At 65.0% G+C, this 23,721-nt stretch carries 18 protein-coding genes and 1 tRNA gene; 9 read left to right on the top strand and 10 right to left on the bottom strand.

The features are described from left to right. Positions 1 to 80 precede the first annotated feature (80 nt). Together IHE57_RS02470 and IHE57_RS02465 are read right to left on the bottom strand one after the other, a co-directional pair. Positions 81 to 168 (bottom strand) — tRNA-Ser (locus IHE57_RS02470). Between the two features lie 126 nt (positions 169 to 294). Then, positions 295 to 2,553: a maltokinase N-terminal cap-like domain-containing protein gene (locus tag IHE57_RS02465; RefSeq protein ID WP_209370540.1), complete on the bottom strand. Its 2,259-nt coding sequence runs from the start codon at positions 2,551 to 2,553 to the stop codon at positions 295 to 297. 263 nt (positions 2,554 to 2,816) lie between these two features. Here IHE57_RS02465 and ilvA point away from each other — a divergent pair, with 263 nt between their 5' ends. The 6 genes from ilvA to IHE57_RS02435 all read left to right on the top strand — a co-directional run bounded on the left by ilvA (position 2,817) and on the right by IHE57_RS02435 (position 9,132). Continuing rightward, positions 2,817 to 4,088, top strand: coding sequence for a threonine ammonia-lyase IlvA (gene ilvA / locus IHE57_RS02460; RefSeq protein ID WP_209370613.1), 1,272 nt, complete (start codon positions 2,817 to 2,819; stop codon positions 4,086 to 4,088). A gap of 287 nt (positions 4,089 to 4,375) precedes the next feature. Continuing rightward, entirely contained in the window at positions 4,376 to 6,094 is a 1,719-nt protein-coding gene (locus IHE57_RS02455) for a carbon starvation CstA family protein (protein ID WP_209370536.1), read from the top strand. 62 nt (positions 6,095 to 6,156) lie between these two features. Next, a complete protein-coding gene (locus IHE57_RS02450; RefSeq protein WP_209370534.1) occupies positions 6,157 to 7,167 on the top strand; it encodes an NAD(P)H-quinone oxidoreductase in 1,011 nt (336 codons plus the stop codon). Further along, the gene (locus IHE57_RS02445) at positions 7,164 to 7,688 is read left to right on the top strand and encodes a proteasome activator (protein ID WP_209370532.1); all 525 of its coding nucleotides are present in this window, start codon (positions 7,164 to 7,166) and stop codon (positions 7,686 to 7,688) included. Before IHE57_RS02450 ends, IHE57_RS02445 begins: the two co-directional genes overlap by 4 nt. After that, a complete protein-coding gene (locus IHE57_RS02440) occupies positions 7,685 to 8,290 on the top strand; it encodes a hypothetical protein (RefSeq protein ID WP_366933831.1) in 606 nt (201 codons plus the stop codon). The genes IHE57_RS02445 and IHE57_RS02440 overlap by 4 nt, the downstream gene beginning before the upstream one ends. After that, a complete protein-coding gene (locus IHE57_RS02435) occupies positions 8,287 to 9,132 on the top strand; it encodes an HAD family hydrolase (protein WP_209370530.1) in 846 nt (281 codons plus the stop codon). The genes IHE57_RS02440 and IHE57_RS02435 overlap by 4 nt, the downstream gene beginning before the upstream one ends. Before the next feature lie 33 nt (positions 9,133 to 9,165). Here the strand turns inward: IHE57_RS02435 and IHE57_RS02430 are convergent, their stop codons facing one another. Then, positions 9,166 to 10,026 carry an HAD family hydrolase gene (locus IHE57_RS02430; RefSeq protein ID WP_366933830.1) on the bottom strand — a complete coding sequence of 287 codons (861 nt, stop codon included), beginning with the start codon at positions 10,024 to 10,026 and terminating at the stop codon, positions 9,166 to 9,168. Between the two features lie 38 nt (positions 10,027 to 10,064). Continuing rightward, on the bottom strand, positions 10,065 to 11,345 hold the full coding sequence (gene serS, locus IHE57_RS02425) for a serine--tRNA ligase (protein WP_209370528.1): 1,281 nt from the start codon (positions 11,343 to 11,345) through the stop codon (positions 10,065 to 10,067). Positions 11,346 to 11,473: 128 nt separating this feature from the next. Here serS and IHE57_RS02420 point away from each other — a divergent pair, with 128 nt between their 5' ends. From IHE57_RS02420 to IHE57_RS02410, 3 genes are all read left to right on the top strand, one after another. Then, the gene (locus IHE57_RS02420; protein ID WP_253719832.1) at positions 11,474 to 12,589 is read left to right on the top strand and encodes a diacylglycerol/lipid kinase family protein; all 1,116 of its coding nucleotides are present in this window, start codon (positions 11,474 to 11,476) and stop codon (positions 12,587 to 12,589) included. 187 nt (positions 12,590 to 12,776) lie between these two features. Then, on the top strand, positions 12,777 to 14,876 hold the full coding sequence (locus IHE57_RS02415; protein ID WP_209323998.1) for a hypothetical protein: 2,100 nt from the start codon (positions 12,777 to 12,779) through the stop codon (positions 14,874 to 14,876). A gap of 241 nt (positions 14,877 to 15,117) precedes the next feature. Further along, the gene (locus tag IHE57_RS02410; RefSeq protein WP_209323999.1) at positions 15,118 to 16,485 is read left to right on the top strand and encodes an LPXTG cell wall anchor domain-containing protein; all 1,368 of its coding nucleotides are present in this window, start codon (positions 15,118 to 15,120) and stop codon (positions 16,483 to 16,485) included. Positions 16,486 to 16,573: 88 nt separating this feature from the next. On the opposite strand, the gene IHE57_RS02405 is transcribed toward IHE57_RS02410, so the two are convergent. From IHE57_RS02405 to IHE57_RS02380, 6 genes are all read right to left on the bottom strand, one after another. Next, the gene (locus IHE57_RS02405; protein WP_209324000.1) at positions 16,574 to 17,449 is read right to left on the bottom strand and encodes a DUF1206 domain-containing protein; all 876 of its coding nucleotides are present in this window, start codon (positions 17,447 to 17,449) and stop codon (positions 16,574 to 16,576) included. 117 nt (positions 17,450 to 17,566) lie between these two features. After that, positions 17,567 to 18,007 carry a heat shock protein transcriptional repressor HspR gene (locus IHE57_RS02400; protein ID WP_209324001.1) on the bottom strand — a complete coding sequence of 147 codons (441 nt, stop codon included), beginning with the start codon at positions 18,005 to 18,007 and terminating at the stop codon, positions 17,567 to 17,569. A 14-nt stretch (positions 18,008 to 18,021) separates the two neighbouring features. After that, positions 18,022 to 19,035, bottom strand: coding sequence for a DnaJ C-terminal domain-containing protein (locus IHE57_RS02395; protein WP_209324002.1), 1,014 nt, complete (start codon positions 19,033 to 19,035; stop codon positions 18,022 to 18,024). 180 nt (positions 19,036 to 19,215) lie between these two features. Next, a complete protein-coding gene (locus IHE57_RS02390) occupies positions 19,216 to 19,914 on the bottom strand; it encodes a nucleotide exchange factor GrpE (protein WP_209324003.1) in 699 nt (232 codons plus the stop codon). Next, positions 19,914 to 21,773 (bottom strand): molecular chaperone DnaK, encoded by a 1,860-nt coding sequence (gene dnaK / locus IHE57_RS02385; RefSeq protein ID WP_209324004.1) that lies wholly within the window; start codon positions 21,771 to 21,773, stop codon positions 19,914 to 19,916. The genes IHE57_RS02390 and dnaK overlap by 1 nt, the downstream gene beginning before the upstream one ends. A 356-nt stretch (positions 21,774 to 22,129) precedes the next feature. Next, on the bottom strand, positions 22,130 to 23,653 hold the full coding sequence (locus IHE57_RS02380) for a SulP family inorganic anion transporter (protein ID WP_209370526.1): 1,524 nt from the start codon (positions 23,651 to 23,653) through the stop codon (positions 22,130 to 22,132). Between the last annotated feature and the right edge of the window lie 68 nt (positions 23,654 to 23,721).

Here is a 23,721-nt window from a genome sequence, read left to right as displayed (position 1 = left end):
GATGTCATGAGACATACCAGAGTCAGAAACAAGAAATGTCCCACGCCATCGAGTGAACGATGACGTGGGACATCACACGGCGGAAGCGGTGGGATTCGAACCCACGGTGCGGGGTTGCCGCACAACGGTTTTCAAGACCGTCTCCTTCGGCCGCTCGGACACGCTTCCCTTGGTTCACCCTCGATGGTGCATGGATGGAGGCGAACCCGGCCTGCCCGACACGAGGTCGAGCCACCATAGTTTCTCACAACTGGAATGGCATCTGCCAATCGCGTGACTCGGCTCCGGACGCGGTCAGTCCTGCTTTCGCTTCTTCATCCTGTCCCGCTTCCGCGCCGTGCCCAGGAGGTCGTCGAACACCGAACCCTGGGTCGGCTCCGTTCCCTTGTCCGCCCTTCTGGCCTCACGGTTCGGTCCTTTTCCGGCTTCGTCGTCGGAACCGTGGGAGCGTTCGCTCCAGGTCTTGCCGAGTTTCGGAGCCTCCGCCGGTTTGGCCGGCTTGGCGACGTCGTGACCGGTGCTGTCGGCGTCCTCGGAGGTGGCACCTCGGGCGGCGAATGTCGCAGGGACGCGCTGGACGGGAGCTTCCGCCTCCTCCTCGTCGGCGAAGTCCTCGTCATCGACGGTTTCGCCACCGGCATCGTCGTGAGGCGGCGCGACAGTGGAGTCGGCCTCGTCGTCGATGTCCGGCGCGACGTTCGCAGCGACCGTGTTCTCCGCGGTGTCGGCGACCGGGGGTTCAGCACCATCCGCATCCGAGGACTCAGCGCTGTCGACGTCTGCCACCGAGCCCGCATCTGCGCCCTCGGTATCGGCGGTCGAAATCGCGGCAGCGACGGCGCCGGCGGTGCCCCTGGGCGCAGTGCTCGACTCCGCCGCCTCCGGCTCTTCAACGGACGCGGCTGCGACGGGCTCCGCCTCGGCGCGGGCGGGCTTGCCCTTGAGCACGAGGGTGAGCGTGGCCAACGGCACGGAGAGCCAATTCGGGCGATTGCGCAGTTCGGTGACAACCTCGACGAGCAGACGGTCGACGAGGGCGGCCCGCAGCACCGGGTCATTCAACCCGACGCTCTCTCCACGTGCCCGGGAATAGCCGGACAGCAGCGAGTTCTGCACCTGCGAGGCCCACAGGTATTCCGGGGAGTCGAAGATCGCGCGCAGTGCTGACGGGTCGTTGCCGAAGCCGTTGACGACCAGCGATCCGTCTTCGGAGTCGAGCGCGTCGGTGCGCTGCAGGCGGGCGAACCCGGCAGCGTAGTCGATGCTGCGCAGCAGGGCCACGAGGTCGAGCGCCGGGGGCTTCGGATCGGAGTTCGTCGAATCCGTGAACTTCACGACCGAATAGCCGTCGGACGGTGAGCTGACTACATGGTCCAAAGTCAGCTCGCCGTGGATCTTCTGCAGAGTGCCGATCGTCTCGAGTCCCTGCACCTTCGCCCGGTGGGCCCGCAGTTCGGGAACCAGCGAATCCAGCGCCAGCGGAGCACGGCCGATCGCCCAGTCGATGCGTTCGATCCACTTCTGCACCAGCTGCTTGGTCGGTTCGCCTCCGCCTTCGACGATGCCGAATTCGGCGGCCATGTCCGCGTGGAGTTCGCCGATGCGCCGCCCCATATCGGCGGCGTGGGCGTTGTAGGCTCCGATCGATCCGGAGTCGACGGCGCAGACAGTGTCGACGGCTTCGCGCCAAGCGGGTTCGGCCTCGACGTCGACGTGGGACAGCAGCGCCATCGGCGCCTCCATCTCCTGGACCTCGAACATGTCGTACCAGCGCCCCGAGCCCCAGCCGATGACTTCGGGCACGCTGCGCGAACCCGCCTCGGTGAGGAGGACCGGGATCGTCAGCGAGGATGGCATCCCGTTCTCGAGCACCCGGAAGAAGCTGAGCTCCAGCGGCTCGTATTCGTCGTGGATGATGACGGTGGATTTGTGCGGCCCGGAGTCCGCGACCTCGATCGGTCGGATGGCGACCGGCAGCTCATCGCCTTCGGCGACCTCGATGGCGGCCTTGGACGGCTTCGGGGGAACCACCTCGGCGGGGGTGGCTGTCGACGATGACTTCGCCGAGGCGGGCGTGCCGTTCGCGGATACGGGGAAGGGCATCGGCGCCCGATCCCGGGCCTCGGTCTTCTCCAGGCTGTGGCGAAGCGATTCGGTCGACAGCTGCCCGCCGTCGAAGACCTTGCGTTTGGTGATGGCATCGGCCATGAGATTGACGAACACGGGGTCCGCGGCACCGTCGTAGACGTACACAGGCCCCAGGGCGAGGTCGTCGATCTGCCCGATGAGAGCATGACGCAGGTGCATGTCCTCGGCGCCGCGCAGGGTCAGCGGAATGTTGAGCCGGCGCAGGGTCGGACCATCGCCGACGGAGATCACGGTCACGAGACCGACGAAGCCGCCGAGTTCCTCGGCGGTGTAAGTGAACGCGCGGGCCACCGACATCGGGGTGATGTCGGGGTCGTTCCCGAAATCTGCAGCGAGCTTGGGGAACCACGGCTGCCGAGGTATCCAGCTGGCTAACAGTTGTTCGAGCTCACTGCTGATGGCCATGTCGTCTCCTTGAAGGGATTACGGGCATCCTCCATCCAATCATGATATGGGGCGATCACCGATCATGGCGCACCCGAAACCCCCAAGCCCGTGCCGTAATCAGGCGGGATCGCGACGGATTCGAGGCGAGCGCGGAGGCTCCGGCGCGGTCGCCGAGGGCCCTTCTCGCGGTTCGATTGCTGCACATCTGCTGTCCTTATGTCGATACGAGTTGCCAAATGGCAAGACAGAAGGCGCACAATGGTCTGGTGGTTCAAACAGACATGACACTCCAGAAGCTCACACTCGCCGACGAGGTCGAGGCCGCTGCGTCTCGAATCGCCGATTCCGTCATCCTGTCACCACTTCAGATCTGCGAGCGGCTGACGGCCGCGACCGGGTCGACCATCTACCTCAAGCGCGAGGACCTCCAGATGGTGCGCTCCTACAAGATCCGCGGGGCGTTCAACTTCATGCTCCAGCTCGACGCCGACGAACGGGCCCGTGGAGTCGTCTGCGCCTCGGCGGGCAATCATGCGCAGGGATTCGCCCGCGCCTGCAAGGAGCTCGGCATCCAGGGCACGATCTTCGTGCCCAAGACCACTCCGAAGCAGAAGATCGAGCGCGTACGCCACTTCGGCGGCGAGCAGGTGACCATCGAGATCGCAGGCTCCACCTACGACGACGCCTCCGCCCTGGCCCATCGCTTCGCCGAACGCAATGACGCCCTCCTGGTCTCGGCCTTCGACGATCGTCGCACTATCGCCGGTCAGGGCACCGTCGGCGCGGAGATCCACGCGCAGCTCGGGACCGACCCGGACTACATCATCGTTCCTGTCGGCGGCGGCGGAGTCATCGCCGGCATCGCCGCTTACGCTGCCGAGCGCATGCCGAACACGAAGATCATCGGTGCCGAACCCGCCGGAGCCGCCTCGATGATCGCCGCGCTCAAGGCCGGCCACCCCGTGACTCTGGAGAACATCGACCGGTTCGCCGACGGCACCGCGGTCAAACGCGCCGGCGCGCTGACCTTCGACGTCGTCTCCGAGCTCGGCCTCGACATCCGTCCCGTCGCCGAGGGTGCCGTGGCCACCGAGATGCTCGACATGTACCAGGTCGACGGCATCATCGCCGAACCCTCCGGCGCCCTGGCCTCTGCCGGCATCGGCGGTCCGGATTCGGACAAGCCGATCACCATCGAACCCGGCTCGACCGTGGTGTGCCTGGTCTCCGGGGGCAACAACGACATCTCCCGCTATCCCGAGATCCTCGAACGCTCCCTCGTCCACGAGGGCCTCAAGCACTACTTCATCGTCGACTTCCCGCAGGAGCCCGGAGCCCTGCGCCGGTTCCTCAACGAGGTGCTCGGCCCCGAGGACGACATCGCGATGTTCGAGTACGTCAAACGCTCCGACAGGGAGACCGGACCGGCCTTCGTCGGCATCCAGCTCGGCTATGCCGAGGACCTGCCGAACCTGCTCGAGCGGATGGAGGCCTCGTCGATCGAGGTCGAGCGCGTGCACCAGAATTCGCCGATGTTCCGCCTCTTCGCTTAAGACCCGGGGCGGGGCGGGGCGGAGCTCGACCCGAACGGTGGTCGCAATCGGATACTTCTGCTCGCCGGAGGTGTCCGATTGCGACCACTGTCTGCATTCCCGACCAGCACCGGAGGGGAACTGTGACCGGCCACAGGGATCCGGACACTGTCGGAGGCGAACAGGGGGCTCCAGGAAGAAGAACGCTTGCTAGGATGCAACGAAACAACAGATCCTGACCGGGTCACAACCCACCTGCAGCCGGGTGAGGACGACGACTTCGTCCAGTCGCCGAAAGGAATTCAAAGATGAGTCCCGTACTGCTTCTCCTGCTCGGAGCCGCGATCTTCGCATTCGGGTACCTGTTCTACTCGAAGTATCTGTCCAGACGGATCTACCGGCTCGACGGTGGATTCGCGACGCCGGCGCATGAACTGCGCGACAACGTCGACTACGTGCCCACCAACAGATTCATCCTCTGGGGTCACCACTTCACCTCCGTGGCAGGAGCCGCTCCCATCGTGGGACCTGCCATCGCCATGATCTGGGGGTGGCTGCCGGCATTCCTCTGGGTCACCATCGGAACGATCTTCTTCGCGGGAATGCATGACCTCGGCTCCCTGTGGGCCTCGACGAGGAACAGGGGACAGACCATTGCGGCGCTGTCGGCTCGCTACATCGGCAGACGCGGAGCCGCGCTCTTCCTCCTGGTCATCTTCATTCTCGGGTTCATGGTCATCGCCGCGTTCTCCGTCGTCATCACCGATCTGCTCGTAGCGCTGCCTTCCTCGGTCATCCCCTCCTGGGGCGCTATCGGCGTAGCCTTGCTCGTCGGTGTGGCGATCTACAAACTGCGGTGGCCCCTCATTCCCGTCACGATCGTCGGAGTCGCCGCCCTCTATGCACTCATCCTCCTCGGCGACCGGTTCCCGGTGTCGATGCCGGACTCGTTCCTCGGGCTCGAACCTACGGCCCTGTGGATCATCGTCCTGCTCGTCTACTGCGGAATCGCTTCCGTACTGCCCGTCTGGGTGCTGCTGCAGCCCCGCGACTACATCAACGGCGTCCAGCTCTTCATCGCCCTCATCCTCCTCTACGGCGCTGTCATCACCTCTGCGTTCTTCGGCAGCGGACACGAGCTGGTCGCTCCTGCCATCAACACCGATCTGCCCGCGGGCACGCCGAGCATCCTCCCCCTCCTCTTCGTCACGATCGCCTGCGGTGCCATCTCGGGCTTCCACGGTGTCATCGCATCCGGAACCACCGCCAAACAGCTCAACTCGGAGACCGATGCACGATTCGTCGGATATTTCGGTGCCGTCGGAGAGGGAATGTTGGCGCTGGGGTCCATCCTCGCGATCGCGGGCGGCTACCGCACAGTCTCCGAGTGGGAAGAGGTCTACAGCAAGTTCGGCGATGCCGGTGTCCAGTCGTTCGTCGAAGGAGGCGGCATGCTGCTGGAGACCGGGATCGGATTGCCCGCAGGGCTGAGCGCAACCGTCTTGGCGACGATGGCGGTGCTGTTCGCCGCGACCACGCTCGATACGGTCGTCCGGCTCATGCGTTATGTCGTCCAGGAGATCGGCGGAAACATGAACATCCGGCTGTCGAAGGTGCCTGCCACTGTCGTGGTGCTGGTCCTCGGCGGCGGTCTGACGTTCTCACAGGGAATGAGCGGAGAGGGCGGTATGCGCATCTGGCCGCTGTTCGGCACCACGAACCAGCTGCTGGCCGCACTCACGCTGATCGTCATCGCCGTGATCCTCATCCGCAAGCGTCGGAACCCCTGGCCCGCTCTGATCCCCCTGGCTTTCGTCTTCGTCCTCTCGTTCTGGGCTGCGATCGAACAGCTCGTCTCGTTCGCCGACCCGGCCGGCCCGGACTGGCTGCTTCTGGCCATCGACATCGTCATCATCGGGTCGAGCATCCTCGTCTCGATCGAAGGGATCGCGGCGATGCGTCGCGCGGCGAAGGAGCCGCCGGAGTCCGACAGAGCGGACGCAGAGCTCGCAGAGCAGCAGAAGTGAACGCTTGTCCCCGCCGCTGAACGCCCCTGCCCCGTGGCACCGTCAGCCACTAGAGTGGAGGCATGCGAGCAATCACGATCTCCTCCCCAGGTGACCCCGAGGTTCTCCAGGTCACCGATGAGCCGACCCCCGACATCTCCGCCGACGAGGTGCTCGTCCGGGTCCACGCCGCGGGCGTCAACCGGGCCGATCTGCTGCAGCGCAGGGGCTTCTACGATCCCCCGCCCGGCGCGACCACAATCCCCGGCCTCGAGGTCTCCGGCACGATCGAGAAGCTCGGCTCAGCCGTGACCGGCTGGGCGGTCGGCGACCGAGTCGCGGCCCTGCTGTCGGGCGGAGGCTACGCCGAGGCGGTCCCCGTTCCCGCGGGTCAGCTCCTTCCCGTCCCCGATGACTTCGACCTCACGAAGGCGGCCGCCCTGCCCGAAGTGCTCGCCACCGTGTGGTCGAACATCGTCGGCCGCGGACGAGTCACAGCAGGCGAATGGCTGCTCGTCCACGGCGGAGGTTCGGGAATCGGCACGGCCGCGATCCAGATCGCGCGCCACCTCGGCGTGAAGATCGCCGTCACCGTCGGATCCGAGAGGAAGGCCGAGTTCTGCCGCGAGCTCGGCGCCGACGCCGTCATCAACTACCGCGAAGAGGACTTCGTCGCCCGCGCCCATGAGATCTGCGTCCACGAGGACGGTTCGACCGGCGCCGATGTCATCCTCGACATCATCGGTGCGAAGTACCTCGAACGCAATATCAAGGCGCTGGCCGCCGACGGTCGACTCGTCATCATCGGCATGCAGGGCGGAACGAAGACGGAGATCAACCTCGGCTGGCTCATGCAGCCGCGCAAATCGGTGTCCGCCACGACCCTGCGCGCCCGGCCGAAGGAGCAGAAGATCGCCATCGTCGCCGAGGTGGCCCAGCATCTGTGGCCGGCCGTGGTCTCAGGCGACATCCGCCCCATCATCCACGAGACCATGCCGCTGGCCGATGCGTCCCGCGCACATCAGGCGCTGGAGGACGGAGCGAACATCGGCAAGATCCTCCTCGTCGCCGATGCAGAAGGTGAGCAAGCATGACCGGGACCCCCGAACGGGATGAGAACCTCGGCGAAGACGATCCGGCCCAGACCGAGGGGCGGGAGGCAGACGTCTCATCACCGGCGAAGGTGATGCGCGTGGGCACCATGGTCAAGCAGCTGCTCGAAGAGGTCCGCAGCACGGAACTCGACGAGAAGGGGCGTGAGCGACTCGCGGAGATCCACCGCCGCTCCATCGAGGAGCTCGAAGAGGGCCTGTCGAAGGACCTCATCGCCGAGCTCGAACGCCTCGACCTCCCGTTCGACTCCCAGGACGGCCCGCCGACGACCTCCGAGCTGCGCATCGCGCAGGCCCAGCTCGTCGGCTGGCTCGAGGGCCTCTTCCACGGCGTACAGACCGCCATCGCGGCCCAGCAGGCGATGGCACAGCAGCTCGCCGCCCGCGGCCAGCTGCCGCCGGGAGCGGTCGTCCCCGGCATGACGCCGCCCGGCGCGAAGGGCGAAGCGGCCGAGAAATCGGCCGCGGAGCGGAACGACCGCGGCACCGGCAACTATCTGTGAAGCGCTTCTTCGCGGGCCTGCGCAGGAAGGCCGGCCGCGCCAGGGACCGCGGCGGCGACGCTGCGGGCAACGATGACCAGCGCTTCGGCACCGGCCTGTGGCGGCACAACCGCGACCGTTTCCTCCGCGCCGTCGACCGTTACTACACCACGGCCGTGGCCCTCCACGAGTCCCGTGCCGCCGGCGTCGCGGCCGCCGGTGACGGCGCGGGCTCGACTCCGGACGGAGGCCCGGGTCCCGCCTCGGCGAACGAGGGCGCGGCGCAGGACCCGATCGACATCATCGTCGACGGCACACACCGGCTCAACTCACTCGCCACCGTCGTCGACGACATCACCGCACAGCTGCATCGTCGGCATCCCGTCACGGGGCAGATCGTGCCCGGGTACACACGCCGGGCCGTCGGCGACGCACCTGAGCTGCTGACGAAGGCATCATCGAAGGTCGCCGAGGCGGTCCTCGCCGCTTCGATGGCCCGCGCCGAGGCTCCGGCCGGCAGACCGATCGGCTCGAGCGCGCGGGCGACCGAACGCTTCATCACCGACGCCGAGGAGCTGCTGGAGCGGGCGCAGGAGAATCTCGCTAGGCTGGAGCAACCATGACTCCTCCCATCTCTGCGGACTGCCTGCCTCCTGACGACTTCTCACTCGGCCTCGTGGCCAGTGACATCGACGGCACACTGCTGCTCGACTGGAAACCGATCTCGACGACGACGATCGATGCGATCCATCGCTGCCAGGATGCTGGCATCCCCTTCGTTCTCGTCACCGGCCGCCCGATCCGCTGGCTGGCCCCGATCGCCGAGCAGATCCCCGATCTCGGCCGTGTCGTCTGCCTCAACGGCGCCGTCGTCTACGACATCGCCTCGGACACCGTCGTCGACGCCCACAGCATCGACTCGGACACTCTGGCCGAGATCACTGCGGCGATCATGGCCGAGCATCCGGAGGCGCGGTTCGCCTACGAGACGCTCACCGGCGGATTCATCGACCGGGAGTTCGTCACCCGCCGCTCGCGCGAGGCTCGCGTCATCGACGATGTCTCCGAACTGCACGGCCAGCAGGTCGTCAAGGTGCTCGTGCGACTGGATACGAGCGATTCGCAGGCGATGCACGATCTCCTCGACCCTCTCGTCGAAGGCACCTGCCATGCGTCGTTCTCCGAACCTGACAACGGCCTCGTCGAACTCGCCCCGGCGGGGATCACGAAAGCCAAGACACTGTCGGAGCTGTGCGACCACCTCGGCGTGGCCCGCTCGCAGGTGATGGCGTTCGGGGACATGCCCAATGACATCGAGATGCTGTCCTGGGCCGGGCACGGGGTCGCCATGGGAAACGCCCTGGGTTCGGTCAAGGAGATCGCCGCGGCCGTCACCGAGGAGGTCGACGAGGACGGGGTCGCGCGCTACCTCGACGCGGTCCTCGATGCTCGGGCGCGCCGCTGACCTCTCGAACTGCCTGAGGGCACAGGCAGCAGCTCAGGGACGGGTGTCGGTCGAGCCCGCGGCGCCGAGCAGAGTGCGGTCGAGGTCGAAGTGGTCGACCAGCGCCGTGGCCAGACCATCGTCTTCGATCCGGCCGGTGACCACAGTGGCCAGCGCCTTGAGCTCGTCCTTCGCCTGGCCCATGACGATCGCGTGGGCGACCCACTCGATCATCTCGAGGTCGTTGAGCCCGTCACCGGCGCCGACGGTGTGCTCATGGTCCACGCCGAGTTCGGTGGCCACGAGGGCCAGACCGCTGGCCTTCGAAATCCCCTCGGGGGCGATATCGAGCCAGTTGCTCCAGCCCACCGAGTAGCTGACCTCGTGGAGTCCGAGACGGTCGACGGCGGCGGCGAACTCCTCGGCCGTCCCGTTGACCTCGCGCATGACGATGCGGGTGGCCCGCTTCGTCAGCAGCTCGTCGAAGTCGACGATGTCGAGCGTGTCGGACTCGGCGAGCTCACCGGCCGGGAACTCAGCGGAGGCCCACCGGTGCAGATCGGGGTCCTCGACGAGGAAGAGGGCGGTGGGCAGCGCCTCGCGCATCTTCTCCAGCGCATCCCGCGGGTCGAAGGAGACCACATGGTGCATCTCCCAGCCCAGCGGCAGCTCTGGGTCGAGGCGGACGACGACGGAGCCGTTCGAGCACACGACGAAACCGCGTTCGATGCCCAGTGCGTGCACGACCTCGAGCGCACCCGGCAGGGCGCGGCCGGTGGAGATGACGAGATGGTGCCCCTCCTCGGCGAGCCGGTCGAGCACTCGCCTCACCGACTCCGACAGTGATCCGTCGTAGCCGACGATCGTGCCGTCGACGTCGAGTGCGATGAGGTGCGGGGCCAATGTGTCTCCCAACTTGAGCTCTGAAATGTCGGTTTCGGTGTCGCCTGCGCTCAGTAGCGCGGGCCCTCCGGTCCCTGTGCGGTCATGCCGCCGAGGTAGGGCTGCAGTGCCGCTGGCACGGTGACCGAGCCGTCCGCCTGCTGGTGGTTCTCGAGGATCGGCACCAGCCAGCGGGTGTTGGCCATGGTTCCGTTGAGCGTGGCGACCGGACGGGTCGCTCCCTCGTGGCGTTCGCGGATCTGGAGTCGGCGGGCCTGGAAGGTCGTGCAGTTCGAGGTCGAGGTCAGCTCGCGGTAGGTGCCCTGAGTCGGCACCCAGGCCTCGCAGTCGAACTTGCGGGCGGCCGAGTCGCCGAGGTCGCCGGCCGCGGTGTCGATGACCCGGTAGGGCAGCTCGCACAGGCCCAGCATCTTCTCCTGCAGGCTCAGCATCCGCTCGTGCTCGGCCTCGGCGTCCTCGACCGGGACGTAGGAGAACATCTCGACCTTCTGGAACTGGTGGACGCGGATGATGCCGCGGGTGTCCTTGCCGTAGGAACCGGCCTCCCGGCGGTAACACGAGGAGATGCCCGCATAGCGCAGCGGCCCCTCGCCGAGGTCGATGATCTCGTCCATGTGGTAGCCGGCCAGCGGCACTTCGGAAGTGCCGACGAGGAACAGATCGTCGGCCTCGAGACGGTAGACCTCGTCGGCGTGCTCGCCGAGGAACCCCGTTCCGCGCATGACCTCGGGGCGGACCAGCGTCGGAGTGATGGTCGGGCTGAAGCCGGCCTCCTCGGCGACGTCGCGGGCGAGGTTGAGCAGCGCCATCTCGAGCTTCGCTCCGAACCCGGTGAGGTAGTGGAAACGAGAGCCGGAGACCTTGGTGCCGCGCGCGGTGTCGATGGCCCCGAGCTTCTCACCGATCTCGAGGTGGTCGAGCGGCTCGAAGCCGTCGGGGGCGAAGTCGCGGGGCTCGCCGACGGTCTTGAGGGTGACGAAATTCTCCTCGCCGCCTGCGGGGATGCCGTCGATGATGAGGTTCGGGACCTTCGACACGAGCTGGTCGAAGGCGAAGCTCGCCTCCTCGGACTCGGCCGACAGCGACTTCACGGCTTCGGACTTCTGCTTGCCCTCTGCGATGAGTGCAGGCTTGTCCTCCTTCGGCGCCTTCGCGATCTGGGACGAGAAGGACTTCTGGTCTGCCCGAGCGTCCTCGTAGGCCGTGATGGCCGCACGGCGCGCAGAATCGGCGGCGAGAACCTCGTCGATGAGCTCGACGGATTCCCCGCGAGCCTCCTGTGATGCCTTGAACAGGGCCGGGTTGTCTCTGAGAAGCGCTAGATCGATCACCCTCTCAGCTTAACGGGCCGGACCTGTTTTCGACATTCGACCCTCAGCCCGCACAGAGGGTCGGCACCCTCTCGTGCACGGATACGGCCCTCAGCTCGCACACGAGTTCGGCACGGTAGATTTGGGACATGACCATCGAGTTGGATCCTCTGATGACCTGGGGCATCGTCGTCTGCGCCCTCGTCGTGCTCGTGGCCGCTTTCCTACTCGGCCGCCGTTCCGGCATCCGCCGCACCCTCAACTCGGTTCGGCGATTCGTCCACCCTGCGAATCTCTCGGACTCCGAGGTCAGTGACGCGGCCCGCTATCGCGCCGCCCTCATCGTCAATCCGACGAAGACCGACGTGCGACGGCTCGCGTCCACCGCCGAGGCGATCTGCCGCTTCGAGGGATGGAATCCTCCTCTCGTGTTCGAGACCACCATCGACGACTCCGGTGAGGGCGCGACCATCCGCGCTCTCGACGAAGGGGTCGATGTCGTCATCGCCGCCGGCGGGGACGGGACCATCCGCGCGGTCGCCTCGGCGCTGGCGGGGTCCTCGACACCGATGGGGATCGTGCCCTTGGGGACCGGCAATCTGCTCGCTCGCAACATCGACCTCGTGCTCGACAAGACCGAATGGGCGCTGCGGATCGCCCTCTGGGGCCGCAATCGGGAGATCGACGTGGGAGCGGCGAGGATCGCCGCCGACGGCGACTCCCATGTCTTCACCGTGATGACCGGGCTCGGTTTCGATGCCGCGGTCATGGCCGACACCAACGATGAGCTCAAAAGCCGCCTGGGGTGGCTGGCCTACGTGGAAGCGGGGTCGAGGAAGCTCGCCGGCAAACCGAGCCATGTCAAGGTGACCTTCGACGACGACTACCGGATCTCGGCTCGGGTGCGTTCAGTGCTCGGCGGGAACTGCGGCAGGCTGCAGGGCGGGATCCAACTGCTGCCGCAGGCGGTCATCGACGACGGCATGCTCGATGTGCTCATTGTCAGTCCGAAGAACCTCGGCCAGTGGGTCGGGGTGCTCGCTTCGATCGCGGGGCGACGGGCGTCGAAGGGCCTGCACACGAACATCCGGAAGTGCCAGAAGGTTGTCATCGAGTCCAGGGAGGAACTCGATGTCCAGCTCGACGGGGATCCGATCGGACAGTCGTCCTACCTGGAGATGGAGGTCAGGCCCTCAGCCCTGACGGTCCGCGTGCCCACCGTCGAACAGCGCAAGCAGATCCGGGCCGATGCCTGGCCCGTCTGAGGTCCTCGAGACGATTCCACCGGACTTGCGATTACCAAATAGTAGGTCACGAAACGATTACACGAATTCATCAAAGCGTTATCGGAATTGCCGCTGAACAAAACGTACAGAAATAGTTTGGAGTTTCCTTCGAACCTAGGATGAGTCTCAGATGTGAACCCCCTCAAAGCAGATTGAAGGCACTCCAATGAAGAAGATCATCCTCGCGCCCGCAGTCGCCCTCGCGTTCACGGGACTCGTCGCCAGCCCGGTCGCCGCTGCGGAATCCCCATCCGCACAGTCGTCCGATTCCGCCGAGGCGAAGGCCAAGAAGGCGGAGCAGGAGAAGGCGGAAAAGGAAAAGGCCGAAGCTGAGAAGAAGGCAGCTGAGGACAAGGCCGCGCAGGAGAAGGCTGCCAAGGAGAAAGCTGCCGAGGCCAAGGCCGCAAAAGAGAAGGCTGCCAAGGAGAAGAAGGCGGCCGAGGACGCGGCCGACAAGAAGAAGGACGACAAGCCGAAGGCCCCGAAGAAGGTCGATCCCAAGCCTGCCCCCTCCCCCAAGGATGAGGGCAACGACGACAAGGACAAGGTCAACCCGATCAACGCCTCGGTGCAGGCACCCTCGGGTGAAGTCACTGCCGAAGAGCTGGCCGAAGGCGTCAACGTCAAGGTCACTGGTCTCGAAAAGGGCGACAAGGTGGAGGCTGCCTCCGGCCTCAAGGGCCCGGCCACGACTGCCACCGGCTCGACCGCCACGCTCAAACTGCACTATGCCGGAAACGCCGATTCGCTCAAAGACGGCAGCAGGAGCTTCGCCGTCAATATCCTGCGCGCCGGCACGGATACCAAAACGGTGACCGGAACTGTTGACGTCGACGCACAGGACGCAATCGATGCCTCCCTCAAGGTCTCACCCGACGAAATCACTGCAGAAGATCTGGCAGACGAAAGCAAGGGTATCGACATCACCGTCACCGGCCTGGAGGAAGGCGATAAGGTGACGGACTCGCTGACGGATAAACAGAAGTCGGTGCCCTCCGATGGAGCCTTCACCTTCGCCGTCTATTACAAGGGCGACCCCGCGGACCTCGAAGAAGGGCCGGTCCCCTTCGAAGTCACCATCGACCGCGAAAGCACCGAGTCCGAAACGCTCAAGGGCACCATCAACGTCGTCAACGACACCGAGGTCGACCCCTCCGTCAAGCTGGAGTCGAAGAAGATCACTCTCGAGGACTTCAAGAAGGACGGCCTCAAGTTCACCGGTTCCGGATTCTCCTCGAACGGAACCATCAGCGTCGAAGGCACAGCCGTCCAGACGCAGCGCGCCGCCGCCCCTCAGACCGATGAACTCCGCGCCGACGAGGACGGCAACGTCGAAGGCGCTGTGGTTGCGCCCGAGTCGCTGGAGGCCGGGAAGTACTCCCTCACCTTCGTCGACGACAAGACCGGCGAGAAATCCGGCCCGGTCGAGGTCACCGTCACCGAGGATGAGGACGCCGTCGACCCGATCGACGCCTCCCTCACGGTCGACCCCAAGGAGATCACCGCCGAGGACCTCGCCGACAAGGACAAGGGCGTGACCGTCACTGTCTCGGGCGTGAAGAAGGGCGACAAGATCAAGGACTCCCTCACCGGGAAGACCGAGACCGCCGAAGCCGACGGTGCCCACGTCCTCCACCTCTGGTGGGACGGCAACCCCGACAGCCTCGAAGTCGGAAAGGTCCCCTTCGAAGTCACCATCGAACGCGAAGGCACCGAGTCCGAGACGCTCAAGGGCAACATCAACGTCGTCGACGATGAGACCGAAGCCCCCGCCGAGGCGAGCCTGAAGGTGTCGCCGAAGACGATCGAGGCCACGGACTTCGCCAACGAGGAGAAGGGCGTCACGCTCGCCGTCGAGAACTGCGAGCCTGGCGCTGACGTCCACTTCGAGGTCAACCCGAAGGGCATCAACGTCACGGCCTACGAGAACACCGTCAAGGCCGACGATGAGGGCCGCGCCTCGGTCAACGTATTCGGCACATCCTCGGACGCTTCGGCCTACGTCGGCTCGTACACTGCGACCGCCACCTGCGGCGATGACACCATGAAGGACTCCTTCAAGGTCACCGAGGGCGCCAACAGCGGCGGAAGCGACGGCGGAGACAGCGGAGACAGCGGCAGCAGCGACGACGGCAGTCAGCTGCCTCGCACGGGTGCCGACCTCGGCGGATTGACAACGGGGGCGATGCTCCTCCTCGTCGGTGGTGCAGCGATCGCGCTGACCGGACGCAAGAACAAGTTCGGCCAGACGCCGACCAGCTTCTGATCTGAGTCGGGCGGTCACCTTGGCCGCAGTCAAAGGGGCGGTCCAGCACATGCCGGGCCGCCCCTCCTTCTACTCTGAAGTTCGCACCGAAACCACGGTTCACGGTGAATGGGGGATGAACTCTGCGGCCACGCCGAACTCACCGCTGAACACAACGACCACAACTATGCGTGTCGTCATTGTTGCATTACCGTTACATTCGCAATACTTCACACCCAGCTGTAATTTTCTAAGGAAATACATGAAGAAGCTCGCCCTTGCACCCGCAGTGGCCATCGCCATCACCGGGCTGGCCGCATCCCCAGTCATCGCAGCTCCAGAGGCCCCCGCCTCGGCCGCCTCAAGCGATTCGCAGACCACAACAGCCCCGGGCGTCCTCAAAGCTCGCGCCGGCTCGATCGAAACACACGCGGAAAAAGAGCCAGTCGTCACGCTCTCCGCCGAGAAGCTGTCGCAAGCAGATTTCGGGGATGAGGATAAGGGCGTTGACGTCAATGGATTGGGCCTCAAAGCCGACCACGGCTATGACATCATCGTGTCCCCTCAGAGTGGCCAGAACGTCAACAAACTGACGACGACCGCCACGACTGACTCTGAGGGAACGTTCTCGCACAAGATCTACGGCGCGGACGACACCGCCTACGTCGGCACCTACTCCGTCACGGTCAACGACACCAAAGACAGCAACATTTCGTATCAGATGACGTTCGAGGTCACCGGCGACGAGTCCGACGAGCCTGAAGCTCCTGCAGCTGACCCGAAGATCTCGGTCGCCGACCAGGAACTCACTGCCGAGGAACTTCAGAAGGACGGAATCAAGGTCGAGGGTGAGGGCTTCACCCCCGATGGAGAGGTCCTCCTGGTCGGAGGCACGGCGCAGTCTCCCTTCGGCACAGCCACTGTCAAAGCCGATGAGAACGGCAAGGTCAGCGGCACGGTCAAGAGCGAAACCGCTCTCGAACCCGGCGAGTACAGCGTCTGGGGCGCCGACCAGGAGGCCGACACGACATCAGAGCCCGTAAAGGTCACGGTTGTCGAGGAGGAGACCGAGGAGCCCACCACTCCTGCCGCGGAGGCCGAGCTGACCGTCTCGCCCAAAACTGTCTCGCCTGCTGATTTCATCGATAAGGACAAGGGCGTCACCCTTGCCGTCGAGAACTGCGAGCCCGGCGAAGACGTCGAATTCGTCGTGAACCCCAAGGGCGATTCGAATGTCACCGCTTACGAGAACACCACCAAGGCCGATGACGAGGGCAAGGCCTCCGTCAACGTCTACGGCACCTCTTCGGATGCCTCGGCCTACATCGGCGACTACGACGTCACCGTCACCTGCGGAGATGCCGAACTGACCGGCGAGTTCTCGGTCAGCGACGATGCCAATGCCGGCGGCAGCGACGGCGACGAGGACGGCAACGACGGTGCCGACGACAAGGGCAACGAAGGCGACGCTGACGGTGCTGACAACGGAAACGGCGGCGGCGACCTGCCCCGCACCGGCACCGAGCTGACCGGCCTCGTCGGCGGTGCAGGGCTTTTGCTCATCGGCGGAATCTCGGTCGCACTGACCATGCGTCGGAAGAAGGCCGCTCAGGATCCTTCCGAGATCTGACAGGCGTCACCTGAGCTCACTTGAGCCGGCGTGAAATGAGAAGAGCGCGAACCCGATCGGGTTCGCGCTCTTCCTGCCTCAGCTGGGTTCACTCCATTCGGTCATAGCGGGAGCGCAGAGCGAGAAAGATCCCATAGAGCACCAAGCCGATTCCGACGGCCAGCAGCAGATGGGGACCATAGGGCTGGTCGCGCATACCTTTCAACGCCCCGTCGATGCCGGTGAACTCCTCCGGATCCCCGGTGCCCGCCGACACCACGACGAGGATGCCCACTGACAGCAGCGTCGCCCCCTTGCCCAGATATCCGACGATGCCGGTGAAGCCCATCAGGAAACGGGTGACGGCACTGCTCGGCCTGCGCAGATCCTTCGTCCACGAGCGACGCAGGCCGTTCACGCAGAACACGACGCCCACGACTGCGACGACGGCCCCGACAGCCATGAGGAGATAGAGCCCACCCGGGACCCTCGCCACTGTCGTCGATGCCTGTGAACTGGCCTTTCCCGAATCTGCTCCGCCCCCGAAGACGAACCGGGAGAAGTTCGCGGCGATCACCGCGTAGGCGATCGCGAATCCGAGAGTCTTGAGGAATTCGGTCCAACGGCGCCGGCCCTGCTTCTGCTGTGGATCCCGAGTCCCGGGTCTGCGCAGCGACGCGGAGCCGAAGAAGGCGTTGATCAGGCACCACAGCGCCAGCAATGCGCACCCGATGAAGCAGATGACGATGAGCACCACGCCGAAGGGTTCCGCCGCAATCTGTCCGACGGCTCCAGCCTGGTCGGCTTCACCGCCGCCCTGACCGAGTCCGATCGCCATGGCCACGACTCCGAGCACGGCGTGCACCAGCCCATTGGCGATGAAGCCCGCGCGGGCAACCCGTTCGAACCATCTGCTGCCGGCGGCTTCCTGGGCCGCCGCATCGGCGGATTCGGCGACCTCTCTGAACTTCTCGGACTCGCTCATGGAGTTCAGTGTTGCACAACAGCTTCACTGACCTGCTCACCGGTGGCCGCAGGACCCGGCGCAGCCGAGAAGAGCGCGGACCCAGTCGGGTCCGCGCTCTTCTCGTCTCCGGTCTACTCAACGGCGCCGGAACCTGTTGTACAGAACCAGCGCGCCCGGCTCGGGTCTGCCCTGCGGGCGACGCCCACGGGAGATCGAAACAACGTCTCCGCCGACGGTGCCGGCCGCGAAGACTCGGGCCTCGCGCTCCTGCGCCGACATCCGCGAACGGACCTCGGCCTCGAGCTCCTCATTCCGGTGCTGGAGCGCATCGACCCGGTTCTGCAGGTCGATGATCTTCTTGATCCCGACGAGGTTCACTCCCTCGTCCTGCGACAGCTGCTGGATCATCCGCAGCTTGGCGATGTCCTGTCCCGAGTAACGCCGTCCCCGGCCTGCCGTGCGCTCTGGAGTGACGAGACCCAGGCGGTCATACTGCCGCAGAGTCTGCGGATGCATTCCCGCCAGATCCGCGGCCACCGAGATGACATACACCGCCGCACTCGATGAAATGTGCATCGTGCTTCACCACCTCAACTGGCCTTTGCCTTGTCCAGCAGGCCGTCGCGGGGATCTTCGCCCTCGGTCGCGGACTTGAATGCCTCGACCGCTTCCTTGGCCTCCTTGGACAGATTCTTCGGCGCCACGATCTCGACCGTCGCCAGCAGATCGCCGGTGCCCTTCTTCGTCTTCACTCCCTTGCCGCGCACGCGCAGGGTCCGGCCCGAGGGAGTCCCGGGCGCGACCTTGACCTTGACCGGCATGCCGCCCAGCGTCGGGACCTTGATCTCCGCTCCCAGAGCCGCCTCGTCGAAGCTGATGGGCAGGTCCATGCGGAGGTTGTCACCGTCCCGGGTGAAGACCGGGTGTGGCTTCACATGCACAGTGAGGATCACATCGCCGGGCTCGCCGCCGTTGGGACTGGCCTTGCCCTTGCCTGTCAGACGGATCTTCTGTCCGTCCTTGACGCCGATCGGTGTGCGCACGGTCAGCGGTTTGCCGCCGGGCATATTCAGCTTGACGGAAGCACCGTCGATCGCTTCGGTGAACGACAGGGTCGTGCTCGATCTGATGTCGCCCCCCTTGACCGGCGGCGAGTAGCCACCGCCGAACCCGCCGCCGTAGCCTCCGCCGAATCCGCCGAGCAGATCTGCGAGATCCGGGGGGACGTCTCCCCCGCCGCCGTAGGTCGTCCGGGTCCGTGTCCTTCCCCCGCCTCCGAAGAGGTCGGAGAACACGTCCTCGAATCCGCCGCCTGCAGCACCGCCGGGCCCTCCGGCTCCGGCACTGAACCGGGCACCGCCGCCCATGGCTCGGACCTGGTCGTACTGAGCACGCGATTCCTTGTCGGACAGCACCTGATGCGCCTGTCCGATCTCCTTGAATTTCTCCTCGGCCTTGTCATCACCGGGATTGGCATCCGGGTGGTACTTGCGTGCGAGTTTGCGGTAGGCCTTCTTGATCTCAGCATCGGAAGCATCTTTGGAGACGCCGAGGGTTTTGTAGAAGTCCTTCTCGAACCAATCATTCTGAGGTCCGGTATTCACCTGGCACCTCCTTTCCTTCCCAGCAATCCTGTCATCAGTGTATTCACTTGTCTCCTCACAATCCGCACCTTCGGGGCCAGCGCCCCGACGATCCGGACCGCCGCCGAGGTGGCCGCCCGGTCCCCTGCGTCAGTTCGCTGACGCAGGGGTTCCGGGAGCCGCCTCGGCGATCGTGGTCGTTCAGTCCTCCGGTTGCTGGACACCGACCCGGGCCGCGCGGATGATGCGCTCCCCGATTCGGTAGCCCGGCTGCATGACCAGGAAGACCGTCGGATTCTCGACATCGTCCGAAGGCTGCTGCATGAGCGCTTCGTGGATGTTCGGGTCGAACTCGTCGCCGACCTCTCCGTACTGTTCGACGCCGAGCTTGCCCAGCGACTCGATCAGCTTATTCACGTGGGTCTCGAAAGGCCCGGTGACATCGCCGTTCTCACGGGCGAGCTTGACCTCGTCGAGCACGGGGATCAGGGCCTCGATGACCTTGATCGTGCCGCCGAGGGCCGCCCGTTCCCGTTCGCGGTCGGCGCGCATACGGTACGCCGCGTACTCGGCGTTGATGCGCTTGAGGTCCGCGAGATGGGCCGCAGCCTCCGAACCCGGTTCGGGCTCGGCCGACGGCTCGGTGTCCTCAAGATCCGATGCATCGGCGGGGATGTCCACCCCGAGGTCGCTGGCATCGGCGGATCCGCTTCCGGTCTGATCGGCGTCGGACACCTGATCGGAGTTGGGATCCGCGACTTGCTCCTCGTCGACCCCGGCCGAGGCCGACTGGTCGTCGGCCTCGGGACGGACCTCACCGGTGTTCGGGTCGACCCGGCGCTTGTCGCTGAAAGTGAAGCCTGGCTCCTCGGACGACTGATCGTTGCCCTCGGCAGTCATTACTTCTTCTCCTCGTCCTCTTCGTCGACAACCTCGGCGTCGACGACATCGTCCTCGGCACCGGAATCGGCGGTTGCCTCTTCACCGGCAGCGGCGCCGTCGGCGCCCTGCTGGCTGTAGATGGCTTCGCCGATCTTCTGCTGGTTGGCGACGAGCTTGTCGTAGGCGGTCTTCACGGCGTCGTCGTCTTCACCCTTGAGGGCTTCCTTGACGGCGTCGACATCGCCCTGCATCTCGGTCTTGACCTCTTCGGGCAGCTTGTCCTCGTTGTCGGTCAGCAGCTTCTCGGTCTGGTAAGCGAGGTTCTCCGCATTGTTGCGGACGTCGGCGGCCTCACGGCGCTTCTTGTCCTCTTCTGCGTGCTCCTCGGCCTCACGGACCATGCGCTCGATGTCTTCCTTCGGCAGCGCGGAACCGCCGGTGATCGTCATCGACTGCTCCGTGCCGGTGCCCTTGTCGGTGGCCGACACGTGGACGATGCCGTTGGCGTCGATGTCGAAGGCGACCTCGATCTGCGGCACGCCGCGCGGAGCCGGAGCGATGCCGGTCAGCTCGAAGGTGCCGAGGTTCTTGTTGTCGCGAGTGAACTCGCGCTCACCCTGGAAGACCTGGATCGAGACTGAGGGCTGGTTGTCCTCGGCCGTGGTGAAGGTCTCCGAACGCTTGGTCGGGATCGGGGTGTTGCGCTCGATGAGCTTGGTCATCACGCCGCCCTTGGTCTCGAGTCCGAGCGAGAGCGGAGTGACGTCGATGAGCAGAACGTCCTTGCGTTCGCCCACGAGGACACCGGCCTGCACGGCAGCACCGATTGCCACGACCTCATCCGGGTTCACGCCCTTGTTGGGTTCCTTGCCGCCGGTGAGTTCGGTGACCACGGCGGACACTGCCGGCATACGGGTCGAGCCGCCGACGAGCACGACATGGTCGATGTCCTTGACGGACACTCCCGCGTCCTTCATGACAGCGTGGAACGGAGCCTTGGTGCGCTCGAGGAGATCCTTCGTCAGGTCCTCGAACTTCGCCCGCGAGAGCGTCTCGTCCAGGTGGATCGGTCCGTTCTCGCTCATCGACAGGTACTGCAGCGAGATGTTGGTGCTGGTGGCCGAGGACAGTTCCTTCTTGGCCTGCTCAGCGGCTTCCTTCAGACGCTGCAGAGCGGTCGCGTCCTTGCTCAGGTCGACGCCGTAGCCGTTCTTGACCTCGCCGACGAGCCAGTCGACGATGCGCTGATCCCAGTCATCGCCGCCGAGGCGGTTGTCGCCCGAGGTGGCCCGGACCTGAATGGTCGAGAAGTCGTCTTCATCCTTGCCGACTTCCAGCAGCGAGACATCGAAGGTGCCGCCGCCGAGGTCGAAGACGAGGATCGTCTCGTCTTCCTTGCCGCGCTCGAGCCCGTAGGCCAGAGCGGCCGCAGTGGGCTCGTTGATGATGCGCGAGACGTTGAGGCCGGCGATCTCGCCGGCGTCCTTCGTGGCCTGGCGCTCGGCATCGTTGAAGTATGCGGGGACGGTGATCACTGCATCGGTGACGTCTTCCTGCAGGTACTCCTCGGCGTCGTGCTTGAGCTTCTGGAGGATGCGAGCTGAGACCTCGGGCGCCGACAGCGTCTTGCCGCCGAGCTCCGTGGTCCAGTCGGTGCCCATGTGGCGCTTGACCGAAGAGACGGTGTTCTTGATGTTGGTGACGGCCTGGCGCTTGGCGATTTCGCCGACCAGAGAGTCACCGTTCTTGTTGACAGCGACGACGGACGGCGTCGTGCGACCGCCTTCCGCGTTCGCGATGACCTTCGGGTCACCGCCCTCGAGGACCGTGACGACGGAGTTCGTGGTTCCGAGGTCGATTCCAACTGCACGTGCCATAGCGTTATCTCCTTACTTTGAGCGAGTTCCTGCGGCTCAATGCGTGTGCTCGGGCGGCTCCGCCGCCGAGCTTCCACGACATTTCCTGCCATGGAGCGAGCAGCGGATCCACTCGAGCGCACACATTGAGCCAACCGGACTCAAGTATTCTCTTCGAAGTTTCGGTCGTCAAACCGACTTCATCAAAGTTGCGTACACTAGACTCAACTTTACTGAGGCCGGCTTTATTCCTGGGAGAAGAGAAAACTTCTCCATGGCCGCCCCAGGCGCTCGGATTTCGTCTCGAGCAGAGAAGCCGCAGACAACGACTGCAGAATATGCACCCTGCGAGAATCGGCGAGGGGACGGGACTGCTCCTAGTGGCCGCCGCCGAGGCCGCCTGTGAGTCGAGCGTGGAACGCAGTCGTGAAGTCGTTCATGCCGACGAACCCGACGGATTTTCCATACTGCTCGTATTTCGTTTCGATCGCATCGAGAGCGGCGACGGTCGACGCATCCCAGACATGCGAATTCGTGAAATCGATGACCACTCGATCCGGATCGTCAGCGTACTCGAACAGTGTCGTCAGGTCGTTGCTGGAGGCGAACAGCAGCTGCCCTTCGACTGTATAGTGAGCAACCTCCTGATCGCCCTGCATCCGGATCTCTCGGCGGACGTCGATGAGATGCGCAACGCGACGGACGAACATCACAGAGGCCACGAACACCCCGACAACGACGCCGATCGCGAGATTGTGGGTCGCGACGACCACGGCGACCGTGATGACCATGACGGCTGTTTCGCTCTTGGGCATTCTCCTGAGCGTGGCGAGTCTGATGGAGTGCCAGTCGAAGGTGCCGACCGAGACCATGATCATCACGGCAACGAGTGCGGCCATCGGAATGACGGATACGACGTCTCCGAGAGCAACGACGAGAATCAACAGGAACAGCCCGGCGAGGAATGTCGATATGCGGGTGCGGGCGCCGGAGGCTTTGACGTTGATCATGGTCTGCCCGATCATGGCGCACCCGCCCATTCCGCCGAAGAGCCCTGAGAGGATATTCGCCACTCCCTGGCCCCAGCTTTCGCGGGTCTTGTTCGAATGCGTATCGGTGACATCGTCGACGAGCTTCGCAGTCATCAGTGATTCCATGAGTCCGACAAGGGCCATCGCCAGAGAATAGGGGGCGATGATCGTCAGTGTCCCCCAGGTCAGGGGGACGTCAGGGATGAACAGCTCCGGCAGGCTGCGGGGCAGCTCCCCTTGGTCGCCCACGGTGGGGACGTTGATCGCGAAGGCCACGACTGCGACAGTGACGATGACGATCGAGATCAGCGGAGCGGGGATGACCCTGGTGATCTTCGGCATCAAGATCATGATGACCAGACCGGTCGCAACGAGCGGATAGACCATCCAAGGCACATCAATCAGCTGTGGGAGCTGAGCGGTGAAGATGAGAATCGCCAGAGCGTTGACGAATCCGACCATGACGCTGCGCGGGATGAAACGCATCAGCTTTGCGGCACCGAACCCCGCGAGCACAACCTGCAGCACTCCGGCAAGCAGGACGGTGGCGATGAAGTAGTCCATTCCGTATTCACGGGCCACCGGCGCGATGACGAGCGCGACCGCCCCAGTGGCAGCGGTGATCATCGCAGGGCGCCCGCCGACGAACGCAATGGCTGCGGCCATGATGAACGAGGAGAAGAGCCCGACTTCAGGGTCGACGCCGGCAATGATGGAGAACGAGATCGCCTCTGGAATCAGTGCCAGCGCGACGACCAGCCCCGCGAGGACTTCTCGTGTGAGGATACGCGGAGTCTTCAGTGCGGTCATCAATGAAGGATCGGGGAGATAGCGGCTTCGGGCGGCGGCGGTCGTCGCGTTCGTCGTCATGTTTGAGCCTCCAAGGCCGGGAGCACGTCATGTGACACCATCTGAAAAGGGAATGCGCTTGCGCGCGA

The organism is Brevibacterium renqingii (assembly GCF_017808105.1).
In the GTDB taxonomy this organism is placed as follows: Bacteria; Actinomycetota; Actinomycetes; order Actinomycetales; family Brevibacteriaceae; genus Brevibacterium; species Brevibacterium renqingii.
Note: the sequence above shows the minus strand (reverse complement) of the source record. Positions and strands in the feature narration are given on the sequence as shown.